Source organism: Bacillus sp. FSL M7-1020 (assembly GCF_038050415.1).
In the GTDB taxonomy this organism is placed as follows: Bacteria; Bacillota; Bacilli; order Bacillales; family Bacillaceae_G; genus Bacillus_A; species Bacillus_A toyonensis.
In genome coordinates, this window is record NZ_JBBOTW010000001.1 from 3,165,647 (window position 1) to 3,191,641 (window position 25,995).

Consider the following 25,995-nt stretch of genomic DNA (forward strand, 5'->3'; position numbering starts at 1 on the left):
ATATTCATTTTCCCTCACTGATTTTCATACAATTTTCATTACATAGAATTCAAATGAAATCATCATACCTTTAATCAAAATACTATCTTTAAATAATAATTCATTTGAAGTTATGCAACCTTTTTAAGCGAATAAAAAAGTGCAGATTTTCATCTGCACTTTTTTTATTCTTTCATTTCAGCTTCTGCACTACTATTTTCAAGATTCTCTTTCTGAGCTTCTTCTTCTATCTCAGCTGAAATCATTCCATAATAAAGTTCTGGATACAATCCAAATATTTGATATACACTTCCTAAAAACGGCATCAGAATCCCTCTTTTCTAAAGTTGTATTGCCACTTTTAAGGATTCCCTTTTCATTCATTATACATTCGTTTTTGGCGTTTCTTCTTCATCTTGAACACTTAATAAATTTTGCCACTTTTTATAAGGAGCGCTATTTGGATCCACATACCCTTTCGCATACGAACGATCCCACAATTGTTTAATAAACATTTCTTTCTCTTTCTTCGCAACCATATCTGCACCTGTACCGTAATAGTTTTGGAAGTATAGTTCGATTTCATCAAGGAATAATCTTAATAATTCATCTGACGTTTCTTCTAACGTCGGATCATACTTCGCCTCACGGTCATACATTAAAATCATATCTAAAAGATTGTGAACATGTTCTTTTCTAAGCCATCTTACATCTTGAGCTCCTAATACGAACGGATGTGTATATAAATGTCCACCTTGAATCATTGCCTTTTCTTGCTCTTCTTCAAATCTGGACAAGATGTTTTCATAAATAAACGGATTATGAAGTAATGCTCTGTGTAATTTATAACTTTCACTTGAAATATTTTTCCCCATCGACTGAATTAAGAAGCTACGTCCAACGCCGTTATATTGATACACAAACTGCCCATCAACAGCAACTAAACTAATCCAGCGATACATATACGCATATAGAAGGGCACGATTACATTTATCGTAGTCTAACTTCGTTTGAGTCGCATTCAAGTCGGGCATAAAGGCTGGTAAGTGCCAATACTTATCTAAATGCGGCGTTAAACTAGATTTTTTACTATTTAATTTGTTCACACGGCGATAATATGATTGGAAGTAGTCACCTTTATCATTCATAAAACCGTTCGCAATGTGTCCTGATGATAATTTAGGAAAATCTTGCAATGATAAACCGTAATGTGCCCGGTAACAGATCACTTCAAATGGTGAAAAAGCTTCATGTACTGTATCTTTTTCTTTAAACATTTCTTGAATTAATTCTTCTTGCAGTTCTTTCTTTAAAGTTGGATGTATACCCCAATATTGTAATTCCCTATGGTGAGAAACTTTCGGCACGAATGGACTAGCTAAATGGAACAGATCTTCAATTTTTTCACGAACGTATTCATCACGATCACGCTTCTTATAATCCGCTTCTTTTCGCAATGCCTCTATAATATTAAGTTCTAATTTATCACGATAACGTACTTGTAATTCATCATAACAATAGCTCAATATATGTTCACGATAAAAATCTTCTACCTTTTTCGATTGAATCTCTTCCGTTTTCGCATCCCGACAATATTCCCCATACAAACTCATATAAATTTCTGCTGATATATCTTTCGGCAATACACCTAAATTTAAATGTTGCTGCATATCTTGCCATATTTTTTCTTGCAACTTCTCTTCCGCTAATACGTATACATTCGTTGGGTTTGTTTTCCCTTCAAACTCCTTACTTCTTTTTTGAATTTCAAACAATAAATTTTCACGTGTTTCATGTAAATTATCAAAAAACCTTTCCCAATATTGAATCATTTTATTAACTGCTTGATATAACGATTGATAAACGAGTTCTAACAGCATTTCTTTTCTGTACTCATTTAATTTGTGTACATATTGCGTTACGATATCTTCAAATTCTTTTTTAAATAAACGTTGTTGATTATTCACCATTTTTCCAAACCAACCTTGTTGCTGAGCGATTTCAACGCGGCGTACAGCAGTTACCGTTCCATCTATATTACCTACATTAAATTTTTTATCATAATTTTGAATTACATTACGCTTCTGTTCATTATTTTCATGTAGTCGATTCATTTTTTCTACTAACTGCTTTCGAATTTCATATAACATAAAACGCGCTGCTACTGGATGAACAGGGTCTGTTTTCTTTAAAAACCATGTATTTAATTGATAGGACTGTCCTTCAGACCCACTTGGTGAAAAACGGTCTGATTCAATCATGTCATATAAAAGTGTCGTTACATGTTCATGTACACGGCTCGGAATCGCATACGCATATAAACGAACCGCATGATCTACTCTCGCTACTTCTCCTTTCATTTGTTCCATCATTTTTAGTTTCGCAGCTGAAATTTTACACTCGTGCTGCAAACGATTTAATTCCTCATCTTTTTGCACTGTGCGCTGTACATAGCTTTCTACAGCTTCTAAAAACAGTTTAGATTTCGCAACTCCGAGCTTACCGCCCTCTGCTCCTTCACGCGTTTCATTGTACATTTGTCTATAGAAAATATGGGCTTGTTCTGGACGGGTAGCAAGATGTTCTAAATCCTCTAAATAACTTTTGCCACGCTCTGGCTTTTCACGCTGCATACCACGTTTTACATCTTGGTCGTACCTTTGCTTCTTTTCTTGAAAGAGTTGATCCAAATGAAGCCACGATTCGTCTAAACCTTGCACAGCCCATTTTAAAGCACAATATTTTAACACATGTTCATATGGATAAATGAGCTTTGCTGTTCCTGCCCCGCAATATCGTCCTTTCCCGCTTGATTCTGCCAATTGCTGAATTTGATTATCTTCCTGTGCAAAATGACTTGTGGACATCGGACTAAATAACTGTAAATAAATCGTATTTGCCATCTGCTCCATATAATCCGATAAATTGTGTAAATGGTGTCCATGTAAGTTTTCGTAATCGTATAAGAAACAATAATTGTACGGTAAATGATGTTGTTTAATCGTATGATTCGTTCTTCCATCCTCATCTACTTGATCCGGACGGTATTCTAATTCAATCGTTACACCACCGCGTTTTGATAATTCTCCAGTTGAACCGAGCGTAATGGCATGCAATTCTTTTAAAGACGCATAACCATTTGCTTGCACCGTTTCAAATTCTTTCGCACTAACCGTTCTCGTCTTCACTAACACATCAGGCATTAAAAATGCACCGCGTATTAAAATGTTATGATGCTGCAGTTTTTTCCGAAGCATTTCACGTAAATATAATGCAATTTGCAGAAACATCCCCGAACCTGTTCCGCCTGCTAGTGATGTTACAATAATAACTCGCACACCATATTCCGTTTGATCACTTGTAACCGGAAAAATCTTCTCAATTTCTTGCCAAAAGGACGTCAATTTATCTTCTTTCATCGCAGCACGTAACGCTAAACGTGAAATGACGCGTAACTGTCCTGCTCCTTCTGTTAATGGTTTATCAAGTATAGTTGGATCCATTGGAAACCACTCTGGAATCGTTGGATCTCCTGCAATATACTCTCTAGGCGTTTTACTTGAACTCGTTTGTGTCTTAAACTTTCGAATATGATCAAATTTACTCAATGTATTCACATCTGTATCAAATACGTGCATCGCTACCTTTTTTCGGCGCTCTTCAGGCAGTTTTTCATATATTTGATGCGTCACAGTACTACCGATTCCACCTAATCCAATTAATATCGTTGGAACTTGTAATGTCATGTGAACCACCTTCCTATTCTTGCTTGTTTAAAAAGAAAGGGAAAGAAAGCTAAGACTCCCCTCTTATCCCTACCTACTATTCACATTCATATTTGTAAATCTCCTTACCATATCCTCTATCAATTAATAAAAGTTCATTTGGATATAGTGTCTTATGCTCCATTCCTACTTCTTCCTCTGTTATAAACATCCCATCAATAATCATTCCTACTACTTGTGACTCTTTCGCTACAAAGACAGATTTCGAACCTTTCTTCGCTATAAACGTAACGGATTGCACAGTTTTTCTTTCTGCTCGAAATGGGATACCAAAATAATGTTTCCACCATTTATTTCGAAGTAATTCTGGTTCAGATTGATATAACCAATCTTTCGCTACTTCTTGATCCCATTCGTAATACAATAGTGCTTTCCGGTGAAATCTTGGACGAACAATCCATCCTAAAACGATTATGCCTACTACTAGCAGCAATAAAGTGATAGGAATGACAAACTTAAAAATAAGCGCATACTTTTCATAAAACGGCGCACTTTGAATATGGAGTGATATTTGCTTCTTTACTTCTTGTAATTTCGCATCTTGTATAACGATGGTAGCTTCTACGGTGCCAGTATCTGTGAAATTGAATGTGTCGGAGTAATAAGGACGAGGATAAACGTAAATTTGATTACCACGTTGTTTTATTTCATAGTTGATTGATTGTTTAGATGTGACACCAGTAGATTTTAATAGTTTCTTTACAGCCCCTTCTGTCATCGGCTTACCATCTAACTTTGGTTGTAAAATAAACGGTTTACTATTCTCTAAATTCGTTACTTTTTCTTCATAATCTTTCGTAACAGTTTGAAGTGATAATTTTGGCTTTTCTGTTGTTTCAATTTTGAATTCTTTCGTCTGTCTGTAAAATCCCTTTATATTCATATGAACTTTTCCACGTACTAACCCTTTACCAATCTTCGTTTCGTAATAAAACACATGCCTCTTATCGTTCCACTTCATCGGATATTGTTTTCCGTCTATTTCTACTTCTGCTTGAAAGTAAGAAGACTGAATTGGTAACTCAGTAGGCTTTGCTTCAATAACAGCAGTAACACCTTCGTATATTTGTTCAACATTTTTTTGACTATTATCATCTTTGTCATAAGTAGAAACCGTATAGTTAAGCGCTGGTTCAACAAGTACTTGCAATCCTTCTTTCTCAATATCCCGATCCACTTCTATCGTATATGTTCCTGGTTTAATGACTTCCTGATTTTCCGTGCTTATATGAACTATATTTCCGAATAATTTCGCTTCTCCGGGTGCATGTATGGAAAAAGAAGACTGTAACTGTAATGGTTTCGAAATTTGTGTGACCTGATAATTAGACAGCGAAGGCGATTGTCGTACAAGTGTCATACGCTTTAATGGGAACGGCGTTGTAATCTCTACTTTCTTTCCTACTACTTTCGTTTTTACAATCGATTCAACGGAGGAGAATGGATCACGATTCGCAACTAATGCTGCCACTTGATTTACACTTTTTACAATACCATCCTCTCCGCTTGACGGCATTGTAACTCCGTTTATCTCTTTCTTCCATATTTCTTTAAACGTATTTAATTGTTCTTTTTCTTGCTGCCCTAAATCCTCTTCCATCGTAATTAAGATAGGATGTAAAGATATCTTTTTTACATCCATTTCTTTCTTAAAGTCTGTTAGTTTCTTTGTAATTTGTTCTTTTCCGCCAACTTTATCTTTTTCTAGATCATTAAATGCCCCGTCAGTTAATACAATAAGCCAAAATTCACGTTTTCCATCTATATCTGCTTCCTTTTTTATAGATTGCATCGCCGTCTCTACTGCGCTAAAAGGAGTATTTAAATACGTTTTCCACGCTCCAATTCCTTCAATTTCTGTTTGCCTTTTATCCTTCGTTAACGAAATGTTTAACGGATTATTCGGCTTACTCATTGGAACATAAGAAAATGTATCTTTTTCATCTAATAGCGCAACTAAACTTTGCAAAGCGTAATTGGCATATTTCCAGCGATCGTTATTTCTCATGCTGCCCGAATCATCATATACAAGTGAAACGACCCTTTCCTTTGCCTCCTCTCCTTTTGCAAAAGTCCAATAAGGATGTAACCATATAAATAGAAACAACATGAATGTGGCACAAATTCGAATTTTCATGATGAGGCTTCGCCACCTTTGTAGACAAATTCCTATGTTTAAATTTATGAGAGGAAACAAGATATATGACTTGTATTTTAGGACAACTAACCCACCATAACTTTATTATGTAAACATATATATACACTTGGTAATATTCTTTATAGCATTTTCTATCCAATTATATAGGCAAAAAAGCCTGTCTAAGCTTCATACTTAAAACAGACTTTTCCTACTTTTCATATTAAAAACACACAACAAAAAGTTTGATTTTTTAATTAGCACATTACTTCAATTGTAAATCCACCAGGCGCTTCAACATAAAACGTATACGCATGTGCATGTTTAGGAGGTTCAACCAAAAATCCATCTTCCTTCAATCTTTGATTCATTTTATTTATTAGTTCCTCATTTTCTTGCGGAAATCCTACATGAAATGTTTTAGGATACTGAACTTCTTTCCCTTTCATTAAATTTAGTATAAACCCATCCTTATCACGCATAACTGCAAAGCCATTTCCCCTCGTTCCACTTCAAATTAATCCAAAATATTTTTCTAAAAATTCTCTAGTAGCTACTACATCTGTAACCGTTAAATTAAGATGCCTAATTTTCTAATACTTTATCATATAAAGTAAAACTTTGATCAGTGGGGCGTTTACGGACAGTCTGGCTCCCCCTAACTTTTTTGCTCCAGCCAAATTTTTTGGTAGGAGTTTTACTGCCCAAAAATAGCGGAATAAATAAAAAACACGCCTTTCACAGCGTGTTTCATTGCTTCACATATACTTCAACAATTGGATTATCTTTGTTATCTGCATGTAAGCGTATATTCGCTTCACTCGTATTATAAATGCTGGCTAATAGCATAATCGTTAACAAATTAGGAGTCTTAGCATCACTTCCGTATTTTCTTTCAAGCGCTTCTTTATATTCAAACTCTAAATCCCCCTGTATATATGTATACACTTCAAATCCATCTTCTAAATTGCAAACTACTGTATCAATAATATCCGCTCCTACTTTTTTCTTCATTTCATCTCGCAATGCTTCTATAAATTCTTTCCACGGTACTTCGTATGTTTGAAACTGATCTGTAGATTTCATTGCCTTTCCCTCCTTACTATATCCTTTCTTTATATTTCCCCTTTCATATAACAATTATGATAGGTAGGTCATTCGTACAAGCCGCACTTGTCCCCCTTACATATCGTATTACTGTAAGGGGGAAGGAGGACAGAACATGCATAGACAAAGATGTTATGATACGTGCCGACGTTATTTCGGTAAAGTTGTTCGAATTGAAGATCGTGATGGTCGCATTCACTTAGGCAAAATAATCGATGTGACAAATGAATCTGTATGGATCGAACCAATGCAACAGCGCTCATCTTTTGATACAGGATTCGGATACTATGATGCATATACAAACGGTGGTTGTGATCTTTGCGGCGGCATTAGCAGATGTGATAGTTGCGGATTCGGTTGCGGTGGTGGATTCAGTAGCTGTGGATGTGGCGGTCGTGGTTGCGGTAATTGTGGTGGCGGCGGCTGGGGTGGCGGTTGTGGCTGGGGCGTTGAACTTGGATTTGGTTTCATCTTCGGAATTACTTTAGCTGCATTATTTTTCATTTAACATAGTAAAGAGTTGACTACCTTTAGCCAACTCTTTTTCTCTACTTTTCACATATAAATATACGGTGTCCTAAAACATGTTGGTACATACGTCGTACGTTTTCATGTTGTACCCATGCCTCATATAACTCATTCGGAATATATGTTGATACATTCCATTCCGGCTCTTCTATATAGCTAGATATCGTTTCTGCAATTGTACCACCGCCAGCAATTGTAATTCTTTTGAAATTTGCTTTCTGAAATAGTTGTACCCACTCATTCTCAGTTAATAATTCTTTCATGCCATATAATTGGGCAATTTTTTCTTCCTCACTCTTCTCAATATGTGTATTAATAATCATTTCAATGACAACAAGCTTACCATCCTTCTGTAATACACGATAGCACTCTGATATAACCCTTTCTTTATCTGTAAAAGCGAGTATCGATTCCCCAAGCACAAACTCAAATGAATCATTTAAACAAGGTAATCGCTCTGCATCACCTTGAATCAATTGTACATTCAATCTTTCAAACAACCATCTATCTTTCGCTTTTTGAATCATAATTTCATTCTTTTCAATCGCTGTTACTTTATAACCGAATTCTTTTGTCATGTAAGCCGCTGTTTTCCCCGTACCACAACCTATCTCAAGGACATCCGCTCCTTGTCTAAGAGGCAGTTGTGCTAGCAATTGTTTTGTTAACGTAAAACCACCAGGATGAGCACTTCCTATTCCGTAATAAGCTAAGAAATCGATGTAAGTATTTCGTTCCATGGGATTCTCCCTTTTTTATTTTATATATTCAAGGAAGAATGAAAAGTGCATAAAAAAAGGGCGCATCACGCGCCCCCTCAGCTTATTTTTCCTCACCGATATATGCCCATTTGTAGCTGTAATCTCCACCAACTGGGTGGTGAACAATTCCTTTTACTTTCGCTCTTTGAACAATTGCATCACCACGTTGATATAATGGTGCAATTGCTGCATCTTCAAGTAACATTTTCTCAGCTTTCAGTAAGCTATCCCAACGCTCTTTCGTTTTCGTTAATAGCTCACCTTTACCTTTTTCTACAATTTCATCATATTTCTTATTTGAGTAACCAGTTTGGTTATGAGGTCCATCTGTAACGAACATATCAATGAATGTCATTGGATCTAAGTAGTCAGGTCCCCAACCAGCGTAAGATAAATCATAATCTAGATCTGATTCTAATTTTAATTTTTGTTTAAACGGCTGGTTTTTCAAGTTCACTGTTAAGCCTGGTAAGTTTTTCTCAAGCTCTCCTTTTAAGAACTCCCCTACTTTTTTCGCATTATCGCTATCATAGTTTAGCAGCTCAATTGTTACTTGATCTTTTCCAAGCTCTTTTTTCGCTTTGTCCCAATGCTCTTTTGCCTTTTTCACATCCGTTTTTAAAATATCTCCATTTTCTTTACGGAAGTCTTTTCCATCCGGACTCTTAGCAAATTCTTTTGGTACTAAGTAATCTGCAGGTGTAGATCCGTCATTTAAAATAACATTCGTTAAACCTTTTTTATCATACGCCTTTGCAATTGCTAAACGTAAATCTTTGTTCTTTAACACCGTATCTTGACCACCACGTTTTTGATTTAAACGTAAGAAGAACGTTGATGGTGTTTTTTGTGTATAGAAATCTGGATTCGATTTATATTTGTCAACAAATTCAGATACTAATCCTGAACGGTCAATCTGTCCACTTTCATATAAGTTGACACGTGTACCGCTATCTTTTACTACGTTAAAGTTGATTTCTTCTAACTTAACTGTTTTATTATCCCAGTACTGTGCGTTTTTCTTTAATTTCCAACCTTCTTCATGTTTCCAGTCTGTTAATGTAAATGGTCCGTTGTATAATGTTGTATCTGCTTCTAAACCGAATTTTGCACCTTTTTCATTTACGAATTTTTCATTTTGTGGATAGAATGTTCCGAATGAAGTTAATTCAACAAAGTAAGGAACTGCATTTTCTAATTCTACTTCTAACGTATAGTCATCTACAGCTTTTACACCTAACGTATCAAGCGCTGCTTTTCCTTCATTAATTGCTTTTGCATTTTTTACATCGAACATAATGTATGCATATTCCGCTGCTGTATTTTTATCTACAGCACGTTTCCAAGAGAATACGAAATCTTTCGCTGTTACAGGCTCTCCATTTGACCATTTTGCATTTTTATTTAATGTAAATGTATACTTCTTACCATCTTCACTCTTTTTATATGATTCAGCAACACCTGGTGTTGCTTTATTATCTTTATCCAGGCGATATAAACCTTCCATTACGTTGTTTAAAGCAAGAAACGATACTTGGTCTGTTGCTTTAACCGAATCCATAGATGGAATCTCTTGAGCTTCTGTTAAATTCAGCACTTGCTTCGCTGCTAATTTTCCGCCTTCTTTTTCACCGCTTTTTGGTGTTGTGCTTGCCTTATCTTTTTCTCCTGATCCAGAGCAAGCTGTTAATGCCATACTCATTACTAAAACTGGTGCTACGACCGCTGTCAATTTTTTCATCTTTTTTCTCTTCATTTTCTTGTACCCTCCCCAATTATATGTACGATATTAACATTTAGAAATTCTCTATTAACTTTTGTTATCAGAAAATTCTTATTAATTAATATTCTACTATTTTTCTGAGTTTTGTAAAGTATTTTTGTAAATTTTCTAAATATTTATTTTTTTGTGATAGTAACTTGTTGTTTTAACTACTATATGAATTATCCCCCGTCTACTATATGTAAACATCCCTCCCCTTATTCCACTCTATTACTACGTTCTATATTTTTCTTATTAGCATGAGATCTCTTACTTTCATTCATTTGTCTTACTACTTACTGAACTCTCTAATTTCCTCCGATAGAATCTTCCTAACTACCTACCCGATTCTCACTAGGCTAACGAGATTTATTCCCTTATGCATACAAAAAAGCATTTCAAAAGCAGCTCAGCCACTTTTGAAATGCTTTCACTTTATTTTTTTCCGCCATCCTCAGTTACATACGCCCACTTAAAGCTATATTCTGGACTGATGTTATGTTTCACAATTCCTTTTACATTTGGCTTCATTACGTACGATCTTCCTGTTTGATATAAAGGAACTAATCCTGCATCTTCTTCAAGGAATAATTTTTCAGCTTTTCCTAACGTTTCCCAGCGTTTTTTCGCATCACCCATTAATTCATTACCTGCTTTTCCTACCATTTCATCGTATTTTGGATTTGAATAACTCATTTGGTTGTACGGGCTCTTCGATTCAAACATATCAATAAATGTCATTGGATCCGCATAATCTGGACTCCAACCTGCATAAGAGATTTCATAATCTTGTGCAGTCTCTAATTTTAATTTTTGTTTGAACGGCTGAATTTTCGTATTAATCGTTACACCTTTTAAATTTTTCTCAATTTGATCTTTAACATAATCAGCAATCTTTTTCGCAGTTCCATCATCATAGCTTAGTAATTCAATTGTAACTTGATCTTTTCCAAGTTCCTTTTTCGCTGCTTCCCAAGCTGCTGCACCTTTTTTCGGATCATATTTCAGACCATTTTTAAATGTATCTTGATAATCTTTTCCATCAGGTCCTGTCGCAAGCCCTTTCGGAACCAATTGATCCGTTGCTTTTGATCCATTATTTAAAATTACATTCGCCAATCCTTTTTTATCGACCGATAATGCAATTGCTTCACGAAGCTTTTTGCTCTTTAATGGCGTATCTTGTCCGTTACGTTTTTGATTTAAACGTAAGAAGAATGTACTTGATTCTGCATACTCACCGTACTCATCTTTATTCGATTTATATTTATCTACAAATTCTCCTGATAGTAATGTAAAGTCAATTGATCCTGTATCATATAAATTTACTTTTGTAGCTACTTCTTTTACAACACTATAATTAATTTCTTCTAATTTCACAGTCTTTTTATCCCAGTACTTATCATTTTTCTTCAGCTGCCAACCTTGTTCATGTTTCCATGAAGACATAACAAATGGTCCGTTATACACAGTTGTATCTGCTTCTAAACCGTACTTATCGCCTTTTTCTTTTACGAATTTTTCATTTAATGGATAGTATGATGGGAATGCTAATAAATTTAAGAAATACGGTACAGGTTTTTCTAATTCTACTTCTAGCGTGTAATCATCTACCGCCTTCGCTCCTAATTCAGTTATAGGTTTTTCTCCTTTATTAATCGCTTCTGCATTTTTAATATAGTAAGCAATAAATGCATATTCTGCAGCTGTGTTTTTATCAAGTAAGCGCTGCCATGCGAAAACGAAATCTTTCGCTGTTACAGGATCACCATTCGACCATTTTGCATCTTTTCGCAGTTTAAACGTATACTTTTTACCATCTTCACTTTTCGTACTAGATTCTGCCGCAGCAGGAATTGGCTTATTATCTTTATCAAGACGATATAGGCCTTCCATCGTATTCCCTAAAATTTGTGCCCCTAACGTATCAGTAGATTTAGAAGTATCCATCGTCGGAATTTCTTGATTTTCCGTACGATTTAACACTTGCTTCGCTGCATATTTAATATCAGATGTTTTTTCTTCCCCACTATTAGATGTAGTAGTCGTTTTCTTTTCCCCACCTGAACTAGAGCACGCTGTCAATGCAACACTCATCGCTAAAACTGGCACTACAACTGCTGTTAATTTTTTCATTTTTTTTCTCTTCATCTTTTTAACCCTCCCTAATTATATGTACATTACCACCCTCGAGAGATTCCTTGTTAAATATTTTTCAGAAAATTACAACTAATGTTATTCTACTCTTTTTTTCGTATTTGTAAATAGTTTTATTTTAAATATTCTGATTTTAACCTTCGTAATTTAGTATGATTTATCCCCCATCTACCATATGTGCATACTTTACTCCTTATTCTTCTCTATTTTGCTATACTACAAATTTACATTTTAATTTCCAATATACAAAAAAGCATTTCAAGGTAGCTAAGCTACTTTGAAATGCTTTTTCAATTCTTTTATTTTTCAGCAACATATGCCCATTTAAAGCTATATTCCGGACTGATATTATGTTTTACAATACCTTTAATATTTTGTTTTAGAACATATGCATCACCACGTTGGTATAAAGGTACAAGTGCTACATCTTGCTCAAGAAGTAATTTCTCAGCTTTCCCTAACTCTTCCCAACGTTTCTTCGCGTCACCCATTAATTCAGTGCCAGCTTTTTTGATCATATCATCATACTTCGGATCAGCGAAGCTCATTTGGTTATGAGAATGTTTAGACTGGAACATATCTAAGAATGTCATTGGGTCAGCATAGTCAGGTCCCCAACCAGCATATGATATATCATAATCTTGCTCTGTTTCTAGTTTTAGTTTTTGTTTGAATGGCTGAAGTTTAATATTAACTGTTACACCTTTTAAATTTTTCTCAATTTGGTCTTTTACATATTCCCCTACTTTTTTCGCATTACCAGTATCATAGTTTAATAGCTCAATTGTAACTTGGTCTTTACCAAGTTCTTTTTTCGCTTCTTCCCATGCAGCAGCAGCTTTTTTCGCATCTGGTTTGATACCATTTTTAAATGTTTCTTGGAAGTCTTTGCCGTCTGGTCCAGTCGCTAACCCTTTCGGTACTAAGAAGTCAGCTGGTTTAGATCCGTCATTTAAAATAACGTTTGCTAGGTTTTTCTTATCGATAGAAAGCGCGATTGCTTCACGTAATTTCTGACTCTTTAATGGTGTATCTTGTCCACCACGTTTTTGGTTCATACGTAAGAAGTATGTACTTACTTGTGAGTATGTGCCAAACTCCTCTTTGTTATTTCTATATTTATCAACGAATTCACCTGATAGAAGTGCGAAATCAATTGCACCTGTATCAAATAAGTTGACCTTTGTATTTATTTCTTTTACTACACTATAGTTGATTTCATCTAACTTTACAGTCTTTTTATCCCAATATTGATCATTTTTCTTTAGTTTCCAGCCTTGCTCGTGCTTCCAATCAGTAAGAACAAATGGTCCGTTATATACTGTTGTATCAGACTCTAAACCGAATTTATCCCCTTTTTCTTTTACAAACTTCTCATTTAATGGGTAGTACGATGGGAACGCAACTAAGTTTAAGAAGTATGGTACCGCTTGTTCTAATTCAACTTCTAATGTATAGTCATCTACCGCCTTAACTCCTAGTTCAGTTACTGGTTTTTCACCTTTATTAATTGCCTCTGCATTTTTAATCGGGAATGCGATAAACGCATATTCTGCAGTTGTTTTTGGATCTAATAATCGTTGCCAAGCGTACGCAAAGTCTTTTGCAGTTACAGGATCACCATTTGACCATTTTGCATCTTTACGTAGTTTAAATGTATATTTTTTACCATCTTCACTTTTTGTGCTAGATTCTGCTGCAGCTGGGATTGGTTTATTATCTTTATCTAATCGATATAACCCTTCCATTGTGTTCCCTAAAATTTGAGAACCTAATGTATCTGTATTTTTTGAAGTATCCATTGTTGGGATCTCATTTGTTTCTGTACGATTTAGCACTTGTTTCGCTGCTAGTTTTCCTTCAGATTTACTATCTCCACTAGAGCTAGAGTTTGTGCTTGTCTTCTTATCTCCACCTGATGTAGAACATGCTGTTAACGCCATGCTCATTGCTAAAACTGGTGCTACAACTGCTGTTAGTTTTTTCATTTGTTTCTTTTTCATTTTGTACCCTCCCTAATTCTTAACGATAGCTATTAAAGAATTTTCTGATAATTCTGTTTTTCTTTATATATTTATCAGACGATTCTTACTAATTCTTATTCTACTAATTTTTTAATTTTTGTAAAGTATTATTATTGAAAATTTTTAAAAAATTATTTTTTTACAGTAATATTCATAAAAATGCCATAAGTTGTTCAAACCTTATTTCTCCTTTATACACATTCATTGATTTAATCACTTTCATCTCATTTACCGCTTGAATACTTGTTAATTATTGCTAATAAATAATGCATATATCTAAAAACATCTTTTCTACAAAAATAAAAAAGTCAGCTAAACTGACTTTTTTACCCGGCAATTTTTTCTCTTTTCATTTCCTCTACCACTCTCTTATACTTCTCATCATCAAACTCATTTTCACTTTTTGCAACAACTACAGTCTCAATACCGTTACCAATTAAATTAACGATAGCACGTGCTTCTGACATGAAACGATCTCCCCCAAGTAGTAGCGCTAACCCTTCTAATGAGATAACATTCATTGCAGATAGAGTAGATGCTAATAAAAAAGCAGACATTTCGTCTGCTTTAATTCTCCTCAATCTGCTTCGCACTTAATCCTAGATGTGTTCTAAGAGTATCACTCAAACTTTGTAGGTCTTTTTTATTAGGATTATAGTAATAGACACGTTGTCCATTTGGGCCATTAGGTAAATAAAGATCATCACCAGCTAATTGAGTCTTTTCAACTGAACCATTTAAACCATATTTATAAAAAGATAAAATATCATCCATGGCTAAATTTGTTTTAAAATCACCATCAACCGCCTCAACCATTTTCTCTAGTTTTGTAATCGAACCCGCGCTTTTTAATTTATTTAACATCGCTTCAATAACAAGTTGTTGACGTTGCCCTCTCATTGCATCACTGTCAATATGACGCGTTCTTGCCAGCGCAAGTGCTTCTTCTCCTGTTAATTTTTGTAGTCCTTTTTTCAAATGAATCGCATCAGGTTCATCTTTACTATTTTGTTCTGTAAATTCAACTGGGACATCTATTTCAATACCATCTAATCCATCAACAATTTTAATAAATGAGCTAAAATTAAACTTCACAAAATAATCAACGGGGACTTGTAACAATTTTTCTACTGCTTCAACAGATGCTTGTGGCCCTCCATCTTTACCATTTTTAACAAGCCCTCTTCCATATGCATGCGTTATTTTATCCTTTTTCTTTTCAATCGGGACATATGTATACGTATCACGTGGTATACTTGTTAATTTCACTGTCTTATCATCTTTATTAAAAGTTGCCAGCAATAACGCATCTGTATGAAATGCACCACTATGCTCCTTTTGACGTTCTTGATTTTCATCAATGCCCATAATTAAAAGTGAAACATTGTTTGCAATTGGTTTTACTGCTTTCTCACGTAAATTTGATTTTTCACCACGCGCTAAATTCAAATTAGATTTTTGTACAAGATTAGAAGTTTTCATATATACATAGGTGCCATATCCACCCCCGCCAAATAGTAATACTCCTAGTAGTAAACTTATTATCGTTGTCTTTTTATATTTCCGCTTATTTTTCTCTTCTCTTGAAGACGAATGATTCCCCATTTATTCTCCTCCTGTTTCTATTCATCCAATATATTTTTCATTTTTTCATATTTCGTGCTATCCTTTTGAAACATACTTTCTTTCAGCCCTTTATCTATTTGTATCCATTCGGTAGTAACTGAATATTGAATCATACCTTCATGAAAACTAAGAAACTTTAACATAACCCCTGTGTTTTTCTCCACAACCATTTCAAATTTCCCTCTTACATCTTCAGAGGCGCTAATAGGCATCTCTATATTAATTACCCCTTCAATTTTGTAACAATCGAGTCCTAGATATTTCGTTTCTTTATAATTCCAATCTTTATATCGAATTAACAAATCTGCGAATTCTGATTGAATACTATGCTTAGCCAATCCCACATATTCGCCATCATACCGTTTCCTCTCACCTGATTTTCTCAACAATCTTTCCGTAGGATTTAGTTTTAATAGTTCATTATTTCTTTCCTCTGGGCTCCATTTTGACTCTTTATATGTATAGTTCTCATCATCAAACTCTTTTTTTCTACCCTCGTTATATATAATCGTTCTTTTTTTCAATCGTTTATCTTCTTGAGATGCAATGCCTCTTTGTTTCTCCGTATCAATCGCATACTTGTATGTTGTAGCCATTCTTGTAGAGCTAGAATATTCCTCAAATTGTCCTGAAATATTTTTAAAATGATCAATTGAATCCAACATCTTTATATGAATTTTTTCCTTATCTGGATAATTTACATTCAATTTTATTTCTTCTTCATTTTCATAATCAGAAAACGCCTTTTTCTTCACATATTCAAATACTCCACCATTTTGTGCAAAGCTTTGTATAGAAAATTCAGACATAGAAACAATAGAAAGCGCTAGAACCGCGGCACTAATTACCATCATATGAACTCTGTAACTCTTCTTTTTTACTGGAAGATTATGCAGTGTATCATTAATCTTTCCATTTAACTTTGGCGGTAAAATAACATTTTCATCTTTTATTCTCTTTTTTAATTTCTCATCAAATGATTTTTCACTATCCATTCTATACACCCCCTATTCCATCTTTAATCGCTCTTCTAATAGTTCCCTTGCACGTGACAACCTTGACTTAACCGTCCCTTTTGGAATTTCTAAAAGGGACGCAATACTCTCTTGATTCATATCTTCATAATAATAAAGTACAGTTACAGCTCTTAATTCTTCCGTTAAAGACTGAATGGCATTAAAAAGATCAATATCTTTATATCGGTCGAACGCTACCATACTACTATCATGATCCTCGATTATAATTAGTTTTTTATATGACTTAATTATATTGTTACACTCATTTATTAAAATTCGAATTAACCAAGTTTGAAAAAACGCTTCTTTTTTTAGTTTTTTTATATTTTCATAAGCTTTTAAAATTGTTGTCTGTATCGCATCCTCTATGTTTGTCTCATCATGTAACATCGCCTTTGCAATGCGATACATCTTCACTTTCTCCGTATGTATAAGCGCCATAAAGGCTTCATGATCACCTTTTTTCGCTAAGGAAACATCCGTTTCTTCTTTTACAATCATTTTATATAAAGGGATTACTTTCACAATTGCTCCTCCTGTTTCATCCTCACTTCAAATTTAACTTTACACGTATTAGACTGCGTAGCCTATAAAAAGGTTCATTTTTTCGAATATTTTTGTAAATAAAAAGATAAATATCCTTTTTATGGTGGCACACAATGAACATATCGGTTCAAATTTACAAACAAAAAAGTCCACTTTCACAGTGGACTTGCTACTTTATAACGGTAAATCTCTCTTTCTAAACATAACTATTGCTAACAAAAAGATGCAAACTGCCCCAACGGTTAAACCTAAACTTACCGGCCATATATTATATGTTCCTTCAGCAATTTCTTTCGGACGAAACAGCGTAAATAAAGATAGGCTTTTCATCCACTCTAACTTATCACTTAATTTCCCTACCATATCTAGTACGAAAAATAATATAGTTAAACTTGCTGAATAACTAAGTGCCTTTCTTTCATCATTACATATACAAGAAAAGAAAAATGAATATGCACTAACGACTAAAAATATGAGCCCTCCGACTACATTAATCTTCAAAAATAATTCTTTATTTAAATTATTATCTTTTAAAAACCATTCTGCTCCTACTATACCTGCTACATACGTGACAATTACAATGATAAGTAGCCCCAATATGAGAACAGTAGCTTGCGTAATAGCAATTTTCACTCTGGATACAGGCGTTGCTAGCAAGTATGCCATCGCTCCTTTATCTACATGACGCGCAATTAAATGTGTCGCAACTGTTACGCAAAAAATTGTTAAAATGATAATAAACAATAGACTGTAATACTCCCCAGCTAAAAAATCCATTACGTTTTGAATCGGACTTTCCATACCAACAATTTTTTTCACACTATCAGGCATAGCACTTATTAATTCATTTAATCCTTTCGCTGATACCATTGATGGGAATATCCAAATTAATAACCATAAATAGAGAGCCGCACCAATCGCATAACTAAAAATACTTTTTTGTGTTTCTTTCAAACTAGCTAAAAACAATTGCTTATTCATGCGTTACCCCTTCTTTCTTATCGTAATAATGCATAAATAAATGTTCTAAATCCATCGCTCTCGTTTGAAGTGCCGTTACATTATAGTTTGAAAGTGTTTGTAAAACAGTTTGATAGTTTCCTTGTACAATAATAGATGCCTCTCTGCCTTTTACCGCTTCAAATTGCAAATTACACTTTGTAAGAGATTCAATTTCTTCTTGCGATGATACAGTTACATCTATTACCTGTCGTCTCATACTTTGTAAATCATGAATATTTTCAACTGTTACGAGTCGACCATCTTTAATAATAGCTACTCTGTCACAAGTTCTCTCAATTTCAGTAAAAATATGTGAAGACATAAGAATCGTTTTTCCTCTTTGTTTTTCCTCTACTATTAGTTCTATAAATACTTGCTGCATCAGTGGATCAAGTCCAGATGTTGGTTCATCTAAAATTAACACCTCTGGATCGTGCATAAATGCAGCGACTATCCCTACTTTTTGCTTCATTCCTTTAGACATTTTGCGAATCGGTGTTTTCACATCAAATTGCAGACGATCTATCAGTTCATCTCGTCTTTTCGTATCCTTTAATCCACGCATTCCTTGCATTAATTTTAAAAACTCTAATCCGTTCATTCCGTCAATAAAAGAAATTTCACCCGGTAAATAACCAACTTCCCTTTGAATTTTCGCTGCTTCATTCCAACAATCTAATCCAAAAATTGTCGCTTTACCAGCTGTCGGTTTTATAAATCCCATTAAATTACGAATTGTCGTTGATTTTCCGGCACCATTCGGTCCTAAATAACCAAATACTTCTCCCTCTTTTACATCAAATGTAATATGAAACAAACCTTTTCCATTCGAAAACTGTTTTGTAACATCTTGAACTGAAATCATAAGTCCACCTCATTTTTTGAAATATTTAATATATGATATTTCAAAATTATTGTACTCCTCATCTTTCATATTCGCAACAACTTTTTGAAATATTTATTAGTCCATATTTCAAAAATATTGTTTTCCATTATTTTTTCTTGTATATTTTAAGTGAGGTGATTACATTGAACGGCTTTGAAAAAGTGAAAGAAAAGAAAAAACGCGCCATTAAAGAGGCGGCCTTCGTATTATTTTCAGAACGTGGATTTAATGAAGTAAAAATAGAACATATTGCAAAAGAAGCAAACGTTTCTCAAGTTACAATTTATAATCATTTCGGAAGTAAAGATGCGTTATTTAGGGAGCTTATACAAGAATTTATCATATCTGAATTTCAATATTATAAAGGGCTTGCAGAAGAAAAATTACCTTTTCATGATATGATGCAAAAAATGATTGTAAGAAAAATGAATACTGGCGGGTTATTTCAACCTGATATGTTACTACAAATGATGCAAAGGGACGAAGAACTCCGTAAGTTTATTTATAGTTATCAAAATGAAAAAATCCTTCCCTGGTATTTAGAAATATTAGAACGAGCTCAGCGTAAAAACGAAATTAATCCACACCTTACGAAAGAAATGATGTTACTTTACATTCAAATGTTTACTAAGTTAGGTGATGATTTCGGGGCACAGCTTCTTGAAGGAGATCGAGAAAAACATATACAAGATATCGTTACGATGTTCTTTTACGGCCTTTCTGTTCCAACAAAATAAAAAAGACACGAAATTCGTGTCTTTTTTATTTTACCGAAATGACTCTACCCGTTTCACTACTTTCAACCGCTAATTGAATTAGTTTAATAACATTTAAACCATCTTGCGCTGTTACAGGTAGTTTCTCACCATTTAATATACTATCTCTTACACCTTTATAGTACATGTCATAGCAACCGACTTCTGTTGAAATACGATTTAAAGTTTCTTCTGTTTCTAAAGTAGCAAAATTCTCTTCAGCATCTACCCCATAACCTATATCGCCTGGCTTCATTCCATTTTTTAATTGTTCTTCCTGCGAATCCATACCGTATTTCACGATAGAACCTTTGTCCCCATGTAATGTAAAATGCGGTCCTGCTTGTTTCACGTAACTGCTACTACGTAAAATGACACGCTTAACTCCATAATGAAGTATTACGTGGAAATAGTCATCAATCTCCGCACCTGGCCTTTGTTTTATTACATCTGCGCTTATCGCATCTGGTTTTCCGAATAATGATAGCGCTTGGTCAATTAAATGCGATCCTAAATCATATAATATACCTGAACCTGGTAAATTCTTTTCTCTCCATCGATCGCGTACATGTGGACGGAAACGATCAAAATGCGCTTCATATGCGTATACATTTCCTATTCTATTTTCTTCTAACAATTTCTTAATTGTTAGGAAATCATTATCAAAACGACGATTATGATATACACTTAACATCACATTATACTGCTTTGCTAATGAGATAAGTTCTTCCCCTTCTTCAATTGAAACAACAAATGGTTTTTCCACTACAACATGCTTACCATGTAAAATCGCTTCTTTTACATATGGAAAATGAGTTGTATTCGGTGAAGTAATGACAACTAGTTCAATATCAGATCGCTTTACTAATTCATCAATTGTGTCAACAACAGCAGCATTTGGTAAAGTTTGTTTCACTACTTCTTCTTTTGAAGATAAAATAGCTCGAATATCATATTCTTCTATCGTTTGTAATAGCGGGATGTGAAATGTTGTACTAGAAAATCCAAATCCTACAATCCCTACACCTATTTTTTTCATGTTGCCCCTCCAATTATCCCGCACTAACGGACAGTAAGATCCCTCCTCAAAATTCAGCGAAAACTAAAAAGTTAGGTGAGGGCCTTACTGTCCGTAAAAGCCCGATTAGTTCAACTAATAATCAGTAGGGAATAAAGCCCCTCACTGATTAAAGTTTCACTTTATGAGAACGATTTCATTTCACTATTATAACAAGATTATTTTCATATACATAATAATTCGCTTAGAAAAAAGCATCTCGCTATTATTCATAGCAAGATGCTTCCTTTATTCCGGTCTTTTCTTCGTCCACGTTTCTACTACTTCACCAGTATCATTAACATCTAGTACTAAACTACCATTACTATACCGGTCTTTGTTTCGATACGCTTTCGGATCAACCTCTTCTACAATATTTTTCTCTGTCTTCATGTAAACTAGTTCATCGTCTCGTACAATTTCAATACCTACAATACGGTATGGATTACGTTTTAACTCTTTGAAAATAACAAGACCTCGCTTCGCTCTCGTTGACTTTTCAATTTCTGATGCTTTTAAACGCTTTATAGCACCGCGTTGCGTTACGAGAATAAGTTGATCTTTGTCACCATTTAACGGTTTACCAGAAGCGACATAGTCATCTTCTTTTAAATTAATCGCTTTTACACCAGCAGCTCTTACACCAACTGGACTTACTTCATCTTCATGGAAAATCAGTGCATATGCACCATGTGTCGCAAGAACGATATCACTCGTTCCATCTGTCGCAAATATATCAACAACTTCATCATCTTTTTTCAAGTTTACAGCAACGAATGCCCTTGAATAGCGCTGAACTTTATATTGATTTAATTCCGTCTTCTTAATCATACCATTCCGCGTTACAAATACGATAAATCGTTTTTCTTCCTCAAAGTTCGGTATGACAGTTGCCCAAATAATTGTTTCATCTCGGTCAAGTGAAACAATATTTGCAACGTGCTGACCTAAATCTTTCCAACGAATTTCCGGCATTTCATATACAGGAAGATAAATATAATTTCCTTTGTTCGTAAATAAAAGAACGGTTTCTGTCGTGTTGGTATCGAAACGCTCAAGTAAGATGTCACCCTCTTTCATACCGAAGTCTTTCCCGTTCGATGCATTATGCGAACGCCAACCAGTTCGTTTCACATATCCTTCTTTCGTTACAGTAACGATGACATCTTCTTGCGGAATCATAACTTCCACATCGATTTTAATTTCTTCAATTTCCTCTTCAATTATCGCACGACGATCATCACTATATGTTTTCTTTACTCTCTTCAAATCTGTTTTAATAACTTGAAGAAGTCTTTTTTCACTTTGTAAAATCGCCTGTAACTCTATAATTTTCTTATTAAGTTCAGCTGCTTCTTGCTCTAGCGCAGTAATATCCGTATTCGTTAAACGATATAGTTGCAGTGAAACAATTGCTTCTGACTGAGCTTCTGTAAATCCAAATCGTGCGCTTAAATTATCTTTCGCATTACGTTTATCTTTAGACCCTCGAATCGTTTCAATCACTTCATCTAAAATTGATAATGCTTTCTTTAAACCTTCTACAATATGTTGGCGATTTTCTGCTTTTCTTAATTCATATTGTGAGCGTCTCGTAACAACTTCTTTTTGATGGCCAATATACGCATCCAAAATTTTAGGTAATGTCATAAGTGTTGGACGACGATTATTTATCGCTACCATATTAAAGTTATATGGAATTTGTAAATCTGTATTTTTATATAAATAGTTTAAAATACCTTCAGCATTTGCTTCTTTTTTTAATTCTACAACGATGCGGAGACCTGTACGATCTGTTTCATCACGCACTTCAGCAATGCCATCTAATTTTTTATCTAGACGTAATTCATCCATTTTTTTAACAAGATTTGCTTTATTTACTTCATACGGAATTTCTGTAATAACGATTTGTTGCTTTCCACCACGAATCGTTTCAACCTCTGCTTTTCCGCGAATAATAATTTTACCTTTACCTGTTTCATATGCTTTTTTAATGCCATCTATCCCTTGAATAATACCACCTGTAGGGAAATCTGGTCCTTTAATAACCGCTAACAAGTCATCCACAGAACTATTCGGTTGATCGATACGCATCATTGTAGCATCAATTACTTCTCCAAGATGATGCGGTGGAATTTCTGTTGCATAACCAGCAGAAATCCCTGTAGAACCGTTCACTAATAAGTTCGGGAACATTGCAGGTAATACAACTGGTTCTTCACTCGTATCATCAAAGTTTGAAACGAATTCTACTGTTTCTTTATCGAGATCACGTAATAACTCTGATGCGATTGGTGATAAACGGGCTTCTGTATAACGCATTGCCGCTGCTGGATCACCATCAACACTACCATTATTACCATGCATTTCAACTAAAACATTACGTACTTTCCAAGTTTGACTTAAACGTACCATCGCCTCATATACAGAGGAATCACCATGTGGATGGTAATTACCAATAACGTTACCAACTGTTTTAGCTGATTTACGAAACGCTTTATCATGTACGTTTCCTTCTACATACATAGAATATAATATACGTCTTTGTACTGGCTTTAAACCGTCACGCGCATCTGGAAGCGCGCGGTCTTGAATTATATATTTACTATAACGTGCAAAGCGGTCACCTAACACGTCTTCAAGCGGGAGGTCATGAAACTTCTCTGCCTGCATGTTATTCCACCTCCGTCTCCATAATCATTTCGTTTTCTAAAATATTTCCTTCTTCTTGCATACCAAATTGTACATTACGCTCAATCCATTTACGGCGCGGTTCTACTTTATCACCCATTAATGTCGTAACGCGGCGCTCTGCTCTTGCTGCATCATCAATTTTCACTCGGATTAATGTACGCGTTTCAGGGTTCATCGTCGTTTCCCATAACTGATCTGCATTCATTTCACCAAGTCCTTTATAGCGCTGCAACATGTAACCTTTACCGACCTTTTTCGTTACACCATCTAATTCTTCATCAGACCATGCATATTCAATTACTTCACTTTTCCCTTTCCCTTTACTTACTTTATATAAAGGTGGAAGTGCAATAAATACTTTACCAGCTTCGATAAGTGGTTTCATATATCTGTAGAAGAAAGTTAATAACAATACTTGAATATGAGCTCCATCCGTATCTGCATCGGTCATAATAACAACTTTATCGTAGTTAATATCTTCAACAGCGAATTCATTTCCTACTCCGCCGCCAATTGCATAAATAATTGTATTAATCTCTTCATTCTTAAAAATATCAGCAAGCTTTGCTTTCTCCGTGTTAATTACTTTACCACGCAACGGTAGTACCGCTTGAAAACGACGATCTCGCCCTTGCTTTGCTGAACCGCCGGCCGAGTCACCCTCTACTAAATACAATTCGTTTTTTTGAGGGTTACGTGATTGTGCAGGTGTTAACTTCCCGCTTAAAGTACCTTCTGATTTTTTCTTTTTCTTACCACTACGTGCTTCTTCTCTCGCTTTACGAGCAGCCTCACGTGCTTGCGCTGCTTTAACTGCCTTTCTTACAAGAAGTGTAGCTACATCCGGGTTTTCTTCTAAAAAGTAAGCTAAATGCTCTGATACAATTGCATCAATAGAAGAACGAGCTTCACTTGTACCCAGTTTCCCTTTCGTTTGTCCTTCAAACTGCAGTACTTCTTCTGGTACACGTACAGAAACGATAGCCGCTACACCTTCACGAATATCTGTACCTTCTAAGTTTTTATCTTTTTCTTTTAATAATGAAACTTTACGAGCATACTCATTAAACACACGTGTCATCGCTGTTTTAAATCCAGCTTCGTGTGTTCCACCATCTTTTGTACGTACGTTGTTTACAAACGAAAGAATATTTTCTGAGTAACCATCATTAAACTGGAATGCTAGTTCTGCTTCAATCCCATTTTGTTCACCAGTGAAATATACAACTGGATGAATTGAATCTTTTTCTTCGTTTAAGTATGAAACGAAAGCTTCAATTCCTGTTTCATAATGAAATATATCTTCTAAATCATTACGTTCGTCTTTTATCGAGATTTTCATTCCTTTTAATAAGAATGCAGATTCACGTAATCTCTCACATAATGTTTCATAATTGTAATTTGTCGTACTGAAAATCGTTGTATCTGGTTTGAAGTGCATTGTCGTACCAGACTCTTTTGTTTTCCCGATTTTCTCTAACGTCGTTGCAGGAACGCCACCATTTTCAAAGCGTTGTTCATAAATGTTACCATCACGTTTAATTGTTACTACTAACCATTCTGACAAGGCGTTTACAACTGATGCCCCAACACCATGTAAACCACCACTCGTTTTATAGCCACCTTGACCAAACTTACCACCTGCATGAAGTACAGTTAAAATAACTTCAGGTGTAGGTTTCCCAAGTTTATGCATTCCCGTAGGCATTCCTCGCCCTTTATCAATAACGCTAATACTATTATCTTTATGTATTACGACAGAAATTTCGTCGCCAAATCCCGCTAACGCTTCGTCAACGGAGTTATCTACTATTTCATATACTAAATGATGCAATCCACGGCTATCCGTACTCCCGATATACATACCCGGGCGTTTTCGAACGGCTTCAAGTCCTTCTAACACTTGAATTGCATCTTCATTGTATTGGAACTGATGCTTCGCCAAACTCCTTGCCCCTTTCCTAATCAAATCAGAACATATGTTTCTATTATAGAATAACGCCTCGACTATAGTTTTGGCAAGTTATCTTATCTCTTTTATATACCATTTTCAATAGAAAAATCCTTGTTTTTTCACAAGGATTCCTCTAGGCTACTATTTCAGAAAAATAATCGTTTGTCAACGAGAAATGGATATGTATTCCAAGATTACACATTCCAAACCTTTATCATG

18 protein-coding genes and 2 pseudogenes are annotated in these 25,995 nt (G+C 34.9%); 2 read left to right on the forward strand and 18 right to left on the reverse strand.

Features of this window, described 5'->3' with window-relative positions; all coding sequences use genetic code 11:
- Positions 1–164 precede the first annotated feature (164 nt).
- The 5 genes and pseudogenes from MHB70_RS16045 to MHB70_RS16065 all read right to left on the reverse strand — a co-directional run bounded on the left by MHB70_RS16045 (position 165) and on the right by MHB70_RS16065 (position 6,987).
- Positions 165–305 (reverse strand): hypothetical protein, encoded by a 141-nt coding sequence (locus MHB70_RS16045; RefSeq protein WP_001116187.1) that lies wholly within the window; start codon positions 303–305, stop codon positions 165–167.
- Between the two features lie 57 nt (positions 306–362).
- A complete protein-coding gene (locus MHB70_RS16050) occupies positions 363–3,725 on the reverse strand; it encodes a tubulin-like doman-containing protein (protein WP_000175115.1) in 3,363 nt (1,120 codons plus the stop codon).
- A gap of 76 nt (positions 3,726–3,801) precedes the next feature.
- Complete coding sequence (locus MHB70_RS16055; RefSeq protein WP_061530525.1) at positions 3,802–5,901, reverse strand: vWA domain-containing protein; 2,100 nt, start codon at positions 5,899–5,901, stop codon at positions 3,802–3,804.
- A 257-nt stretch (positions 5,902–6,158) separates the two neighbouring features.
- A pseudogene (locus tag MHB70_RS16060) lies at positions 6,159–6,491 on the reverse strand (VOC family protein).
- Positions 6,492–6,651: 160 nt separating this feature from the next.
- Positions 6,652–6,987 (reverse strand): hypothetical protein, encoded by a 336-nt coding sequence (locus tag MHB70_RS16065; protein ID WP_000842915.1) that lies wholly within the window; start codon positions 6,985–6,987, stop codon positions 6,652–6,654.
- 136 nt (positions 6,988–7,123) lie between these two features.
- Here MHB70_RS16065 and MHB70_RS16070 point away from each other — a divergent pair, with 136 nt between their 5' ends.
- On the forward strand, positions 7,124–7,516 hold the full coding sequence (locus MHB70_RS16070) for a hypothetical protein (RefSeq protein ID WP_000555013.1): 393 nt from the start codon (positions 7,124–7,126) through the stop codon (positions 7,514–7,516).
- 40 nt (positions 7,517–7,556) lie between these two features.
- Here MHB70_RS16070 and MHB70_RS16075 read toward each other — a convergent pair whose 3' ends face one another.
- The 10 genes and pseudogenes from MHB70_RS16075 to MHB70_RS16120 form a co-directional block, all read right to left on the reverse strand.
- Positions 7,557–8,276 carry a class I SAM-dependent methyltransferase gene (locus MHB70_RS16075; RefSeq protein WP_000440863.1) on the reverse strand — a complete coding sequence of 240 codons (720 nt, stop codon included), beginning with the start codon at positions 8,274–8,276 and terminating at the stop codon, positions 7,557–7,559.
- Between the two features lie 82 nt (positions 8,277–8,358).
- Positions 8,359–10,053, reverse strand: coding sequence for a peptide ABC transporter substrate-binding protein (locus tag MHB70_RS16080; RefSeq protein WP_000823453.1), 1,695 nt, complete (start codon positions 10,051–10,053; stop codon positions 8,359–8,361).
- A gap of 441 nt (positions 10,054–10,494) precedes the next feature.
- A complete protein-coding gene (locus MHB70_RS16085) occupies positions 10,495–12,210 on the reverse strand; it encodes a peptide ABC transporter substrate-binding protein (protein WP_061530526.1) in 1,716 nt (571 codons plus the stop codon).
- A gap of 305 nt (positions 12,211–12,515) precedes the next feature.
- Positions 12,516–14,219, reverse strand: coding sequence for a peptide ABC transporter substrate-binding protein (locus MHB70_RS16090; RefSeq protein WP_000730158.1), 1,704 nt, complete (start codon positions 14,217–14,219; stop codon positions 12,516–12,518).
- A 347-nt stretch (positions 14,220–14,566) separates the two neighbouring features.
- Positions 14,567–14,785 (reverse strand): annotated as a pseudogene (locus MHB70_RS16095) (C4-dicarboxylate ABC transporter); the annotation flags it as partial.
- A 22-nt stretch (positions 14,786–14,807) separates the two neighbouring features.
- Complete coding sequence (locus MHB70_RS16100; RefSeq protein ID WP_061530528.1) at positions 14,808–15,845, reverse strand: LCP family protein; 1,038 nt, start codon at positions 15,843–15,845, stop codon at positions 14,808–14,810.
- 17 nt (positions 15,846–15,862) lie between these two features.
- Positions 15,863–16,861, reverse strand: a complete 999-nt coding sequence (locus tag MHB70_RS16105; RefSeq protein WP_000376642.1) for an ECF-type sigma factor negative effector — start codon at positions 16,859–16,861, stop codon at positions 15,863–15,865.
- A 12-nt stretch (positions 16,862–16,873) separates the two neighbouring features.
- Positions 16,874–17,407 (reverse strand): RNA polymerase sigma factor, encoded by a 534-nt coding sequence (locus MHB70_RS16110; RefSeq protein WP_061530529.1) that lies wholly within the window; start codon positions 17,405–17,407, stop codon positions 16,874–16,876.
- A gap of 195 nt (positions 17,408–17,602) precedes the next feature.
- The gene (locus tag MHB70_RS16115) at positions 17,603–18,409 is read right to left on the reverse strand and encodes an ABC transporter permease subunit (protein ID WP_001041420.1); all 807 of its coding nucleotides are present in this window, start codon (positions 18,407–18,409) and stop codon (positions 17,603–17,605) included.
- Entirely contained in the window at positions 18,402–19,295 is an 894-nt protein-coding gene (locus MHB70_RS16120) for an ABC transporter ATP-binding protein (protein ID WP_000626560.1), read from the reverse strand. Before MHB70_RS16120 ends, MHB70_RS16115 begins: the two co-directional genes overlap by 8 nt.
- Positions 19,296–19,459: 164 nt before the next feature.
- Here MHB70_RS16120 and MHB70_RS16125 point away from each other — a divergent pair, with 164 nt between their 5' ends.
- Positions 19,460–20,053 (forward strand): TetR/AcrR family transcriptional regulator, encoded by a 594-nt coding sequence (locus tag MHB70_RS16125; RefSeq protein ID WP_001013009.1) that lies wholly within the window; start codon positions 19,460–19,462, stop codon positions 20,051–20,053.
- A 25-nt stretch (positions 20,054–20,078) separates the two neighbouring features.
- On the opposite strand, the gene MHB70_RS16130 is transcribed toward MHB70_RS16125, so the two are convergent.
- From MHB70_RS16130 to parE, 3 genes are all read right to left on the reverse strand, one after another.
- Entirely contained in the window at positions 20,079–21,110 is a 1,032-nt protein-coding gene (locus MHB70_RS16130; RefSeq protein ID WP_000719742.1) for an oxidoreductase, read from the reverse strand.
- A gap of 267 nt (positions 21,111–21,377) precedes the next feature.
- Complete coding sequence (gene parC / locus MHB70_RS16135) at positions 21,378–23,801, reverse strand: DNA topoisomerase IV subunit A (RefSeq protein ID WP_001147488.1); 2,424 nt, start codon at positions 23,799–23,801, stop codon at positions 21,378–21,380.
- Position 23,802: 1 nt separating this feature from the next.
- Entirely contained in the window at positions 23,803–25,767 is a 1,965-nt protein-coding gene (parE, locus tag MHB70_RS16140; protein ID WP_001062195.1) for a DNA topoisomerase IV subunit B, read from the reverse strand.
- Positions 25,768–25,995: the final 228 nt, after the last annotated feature.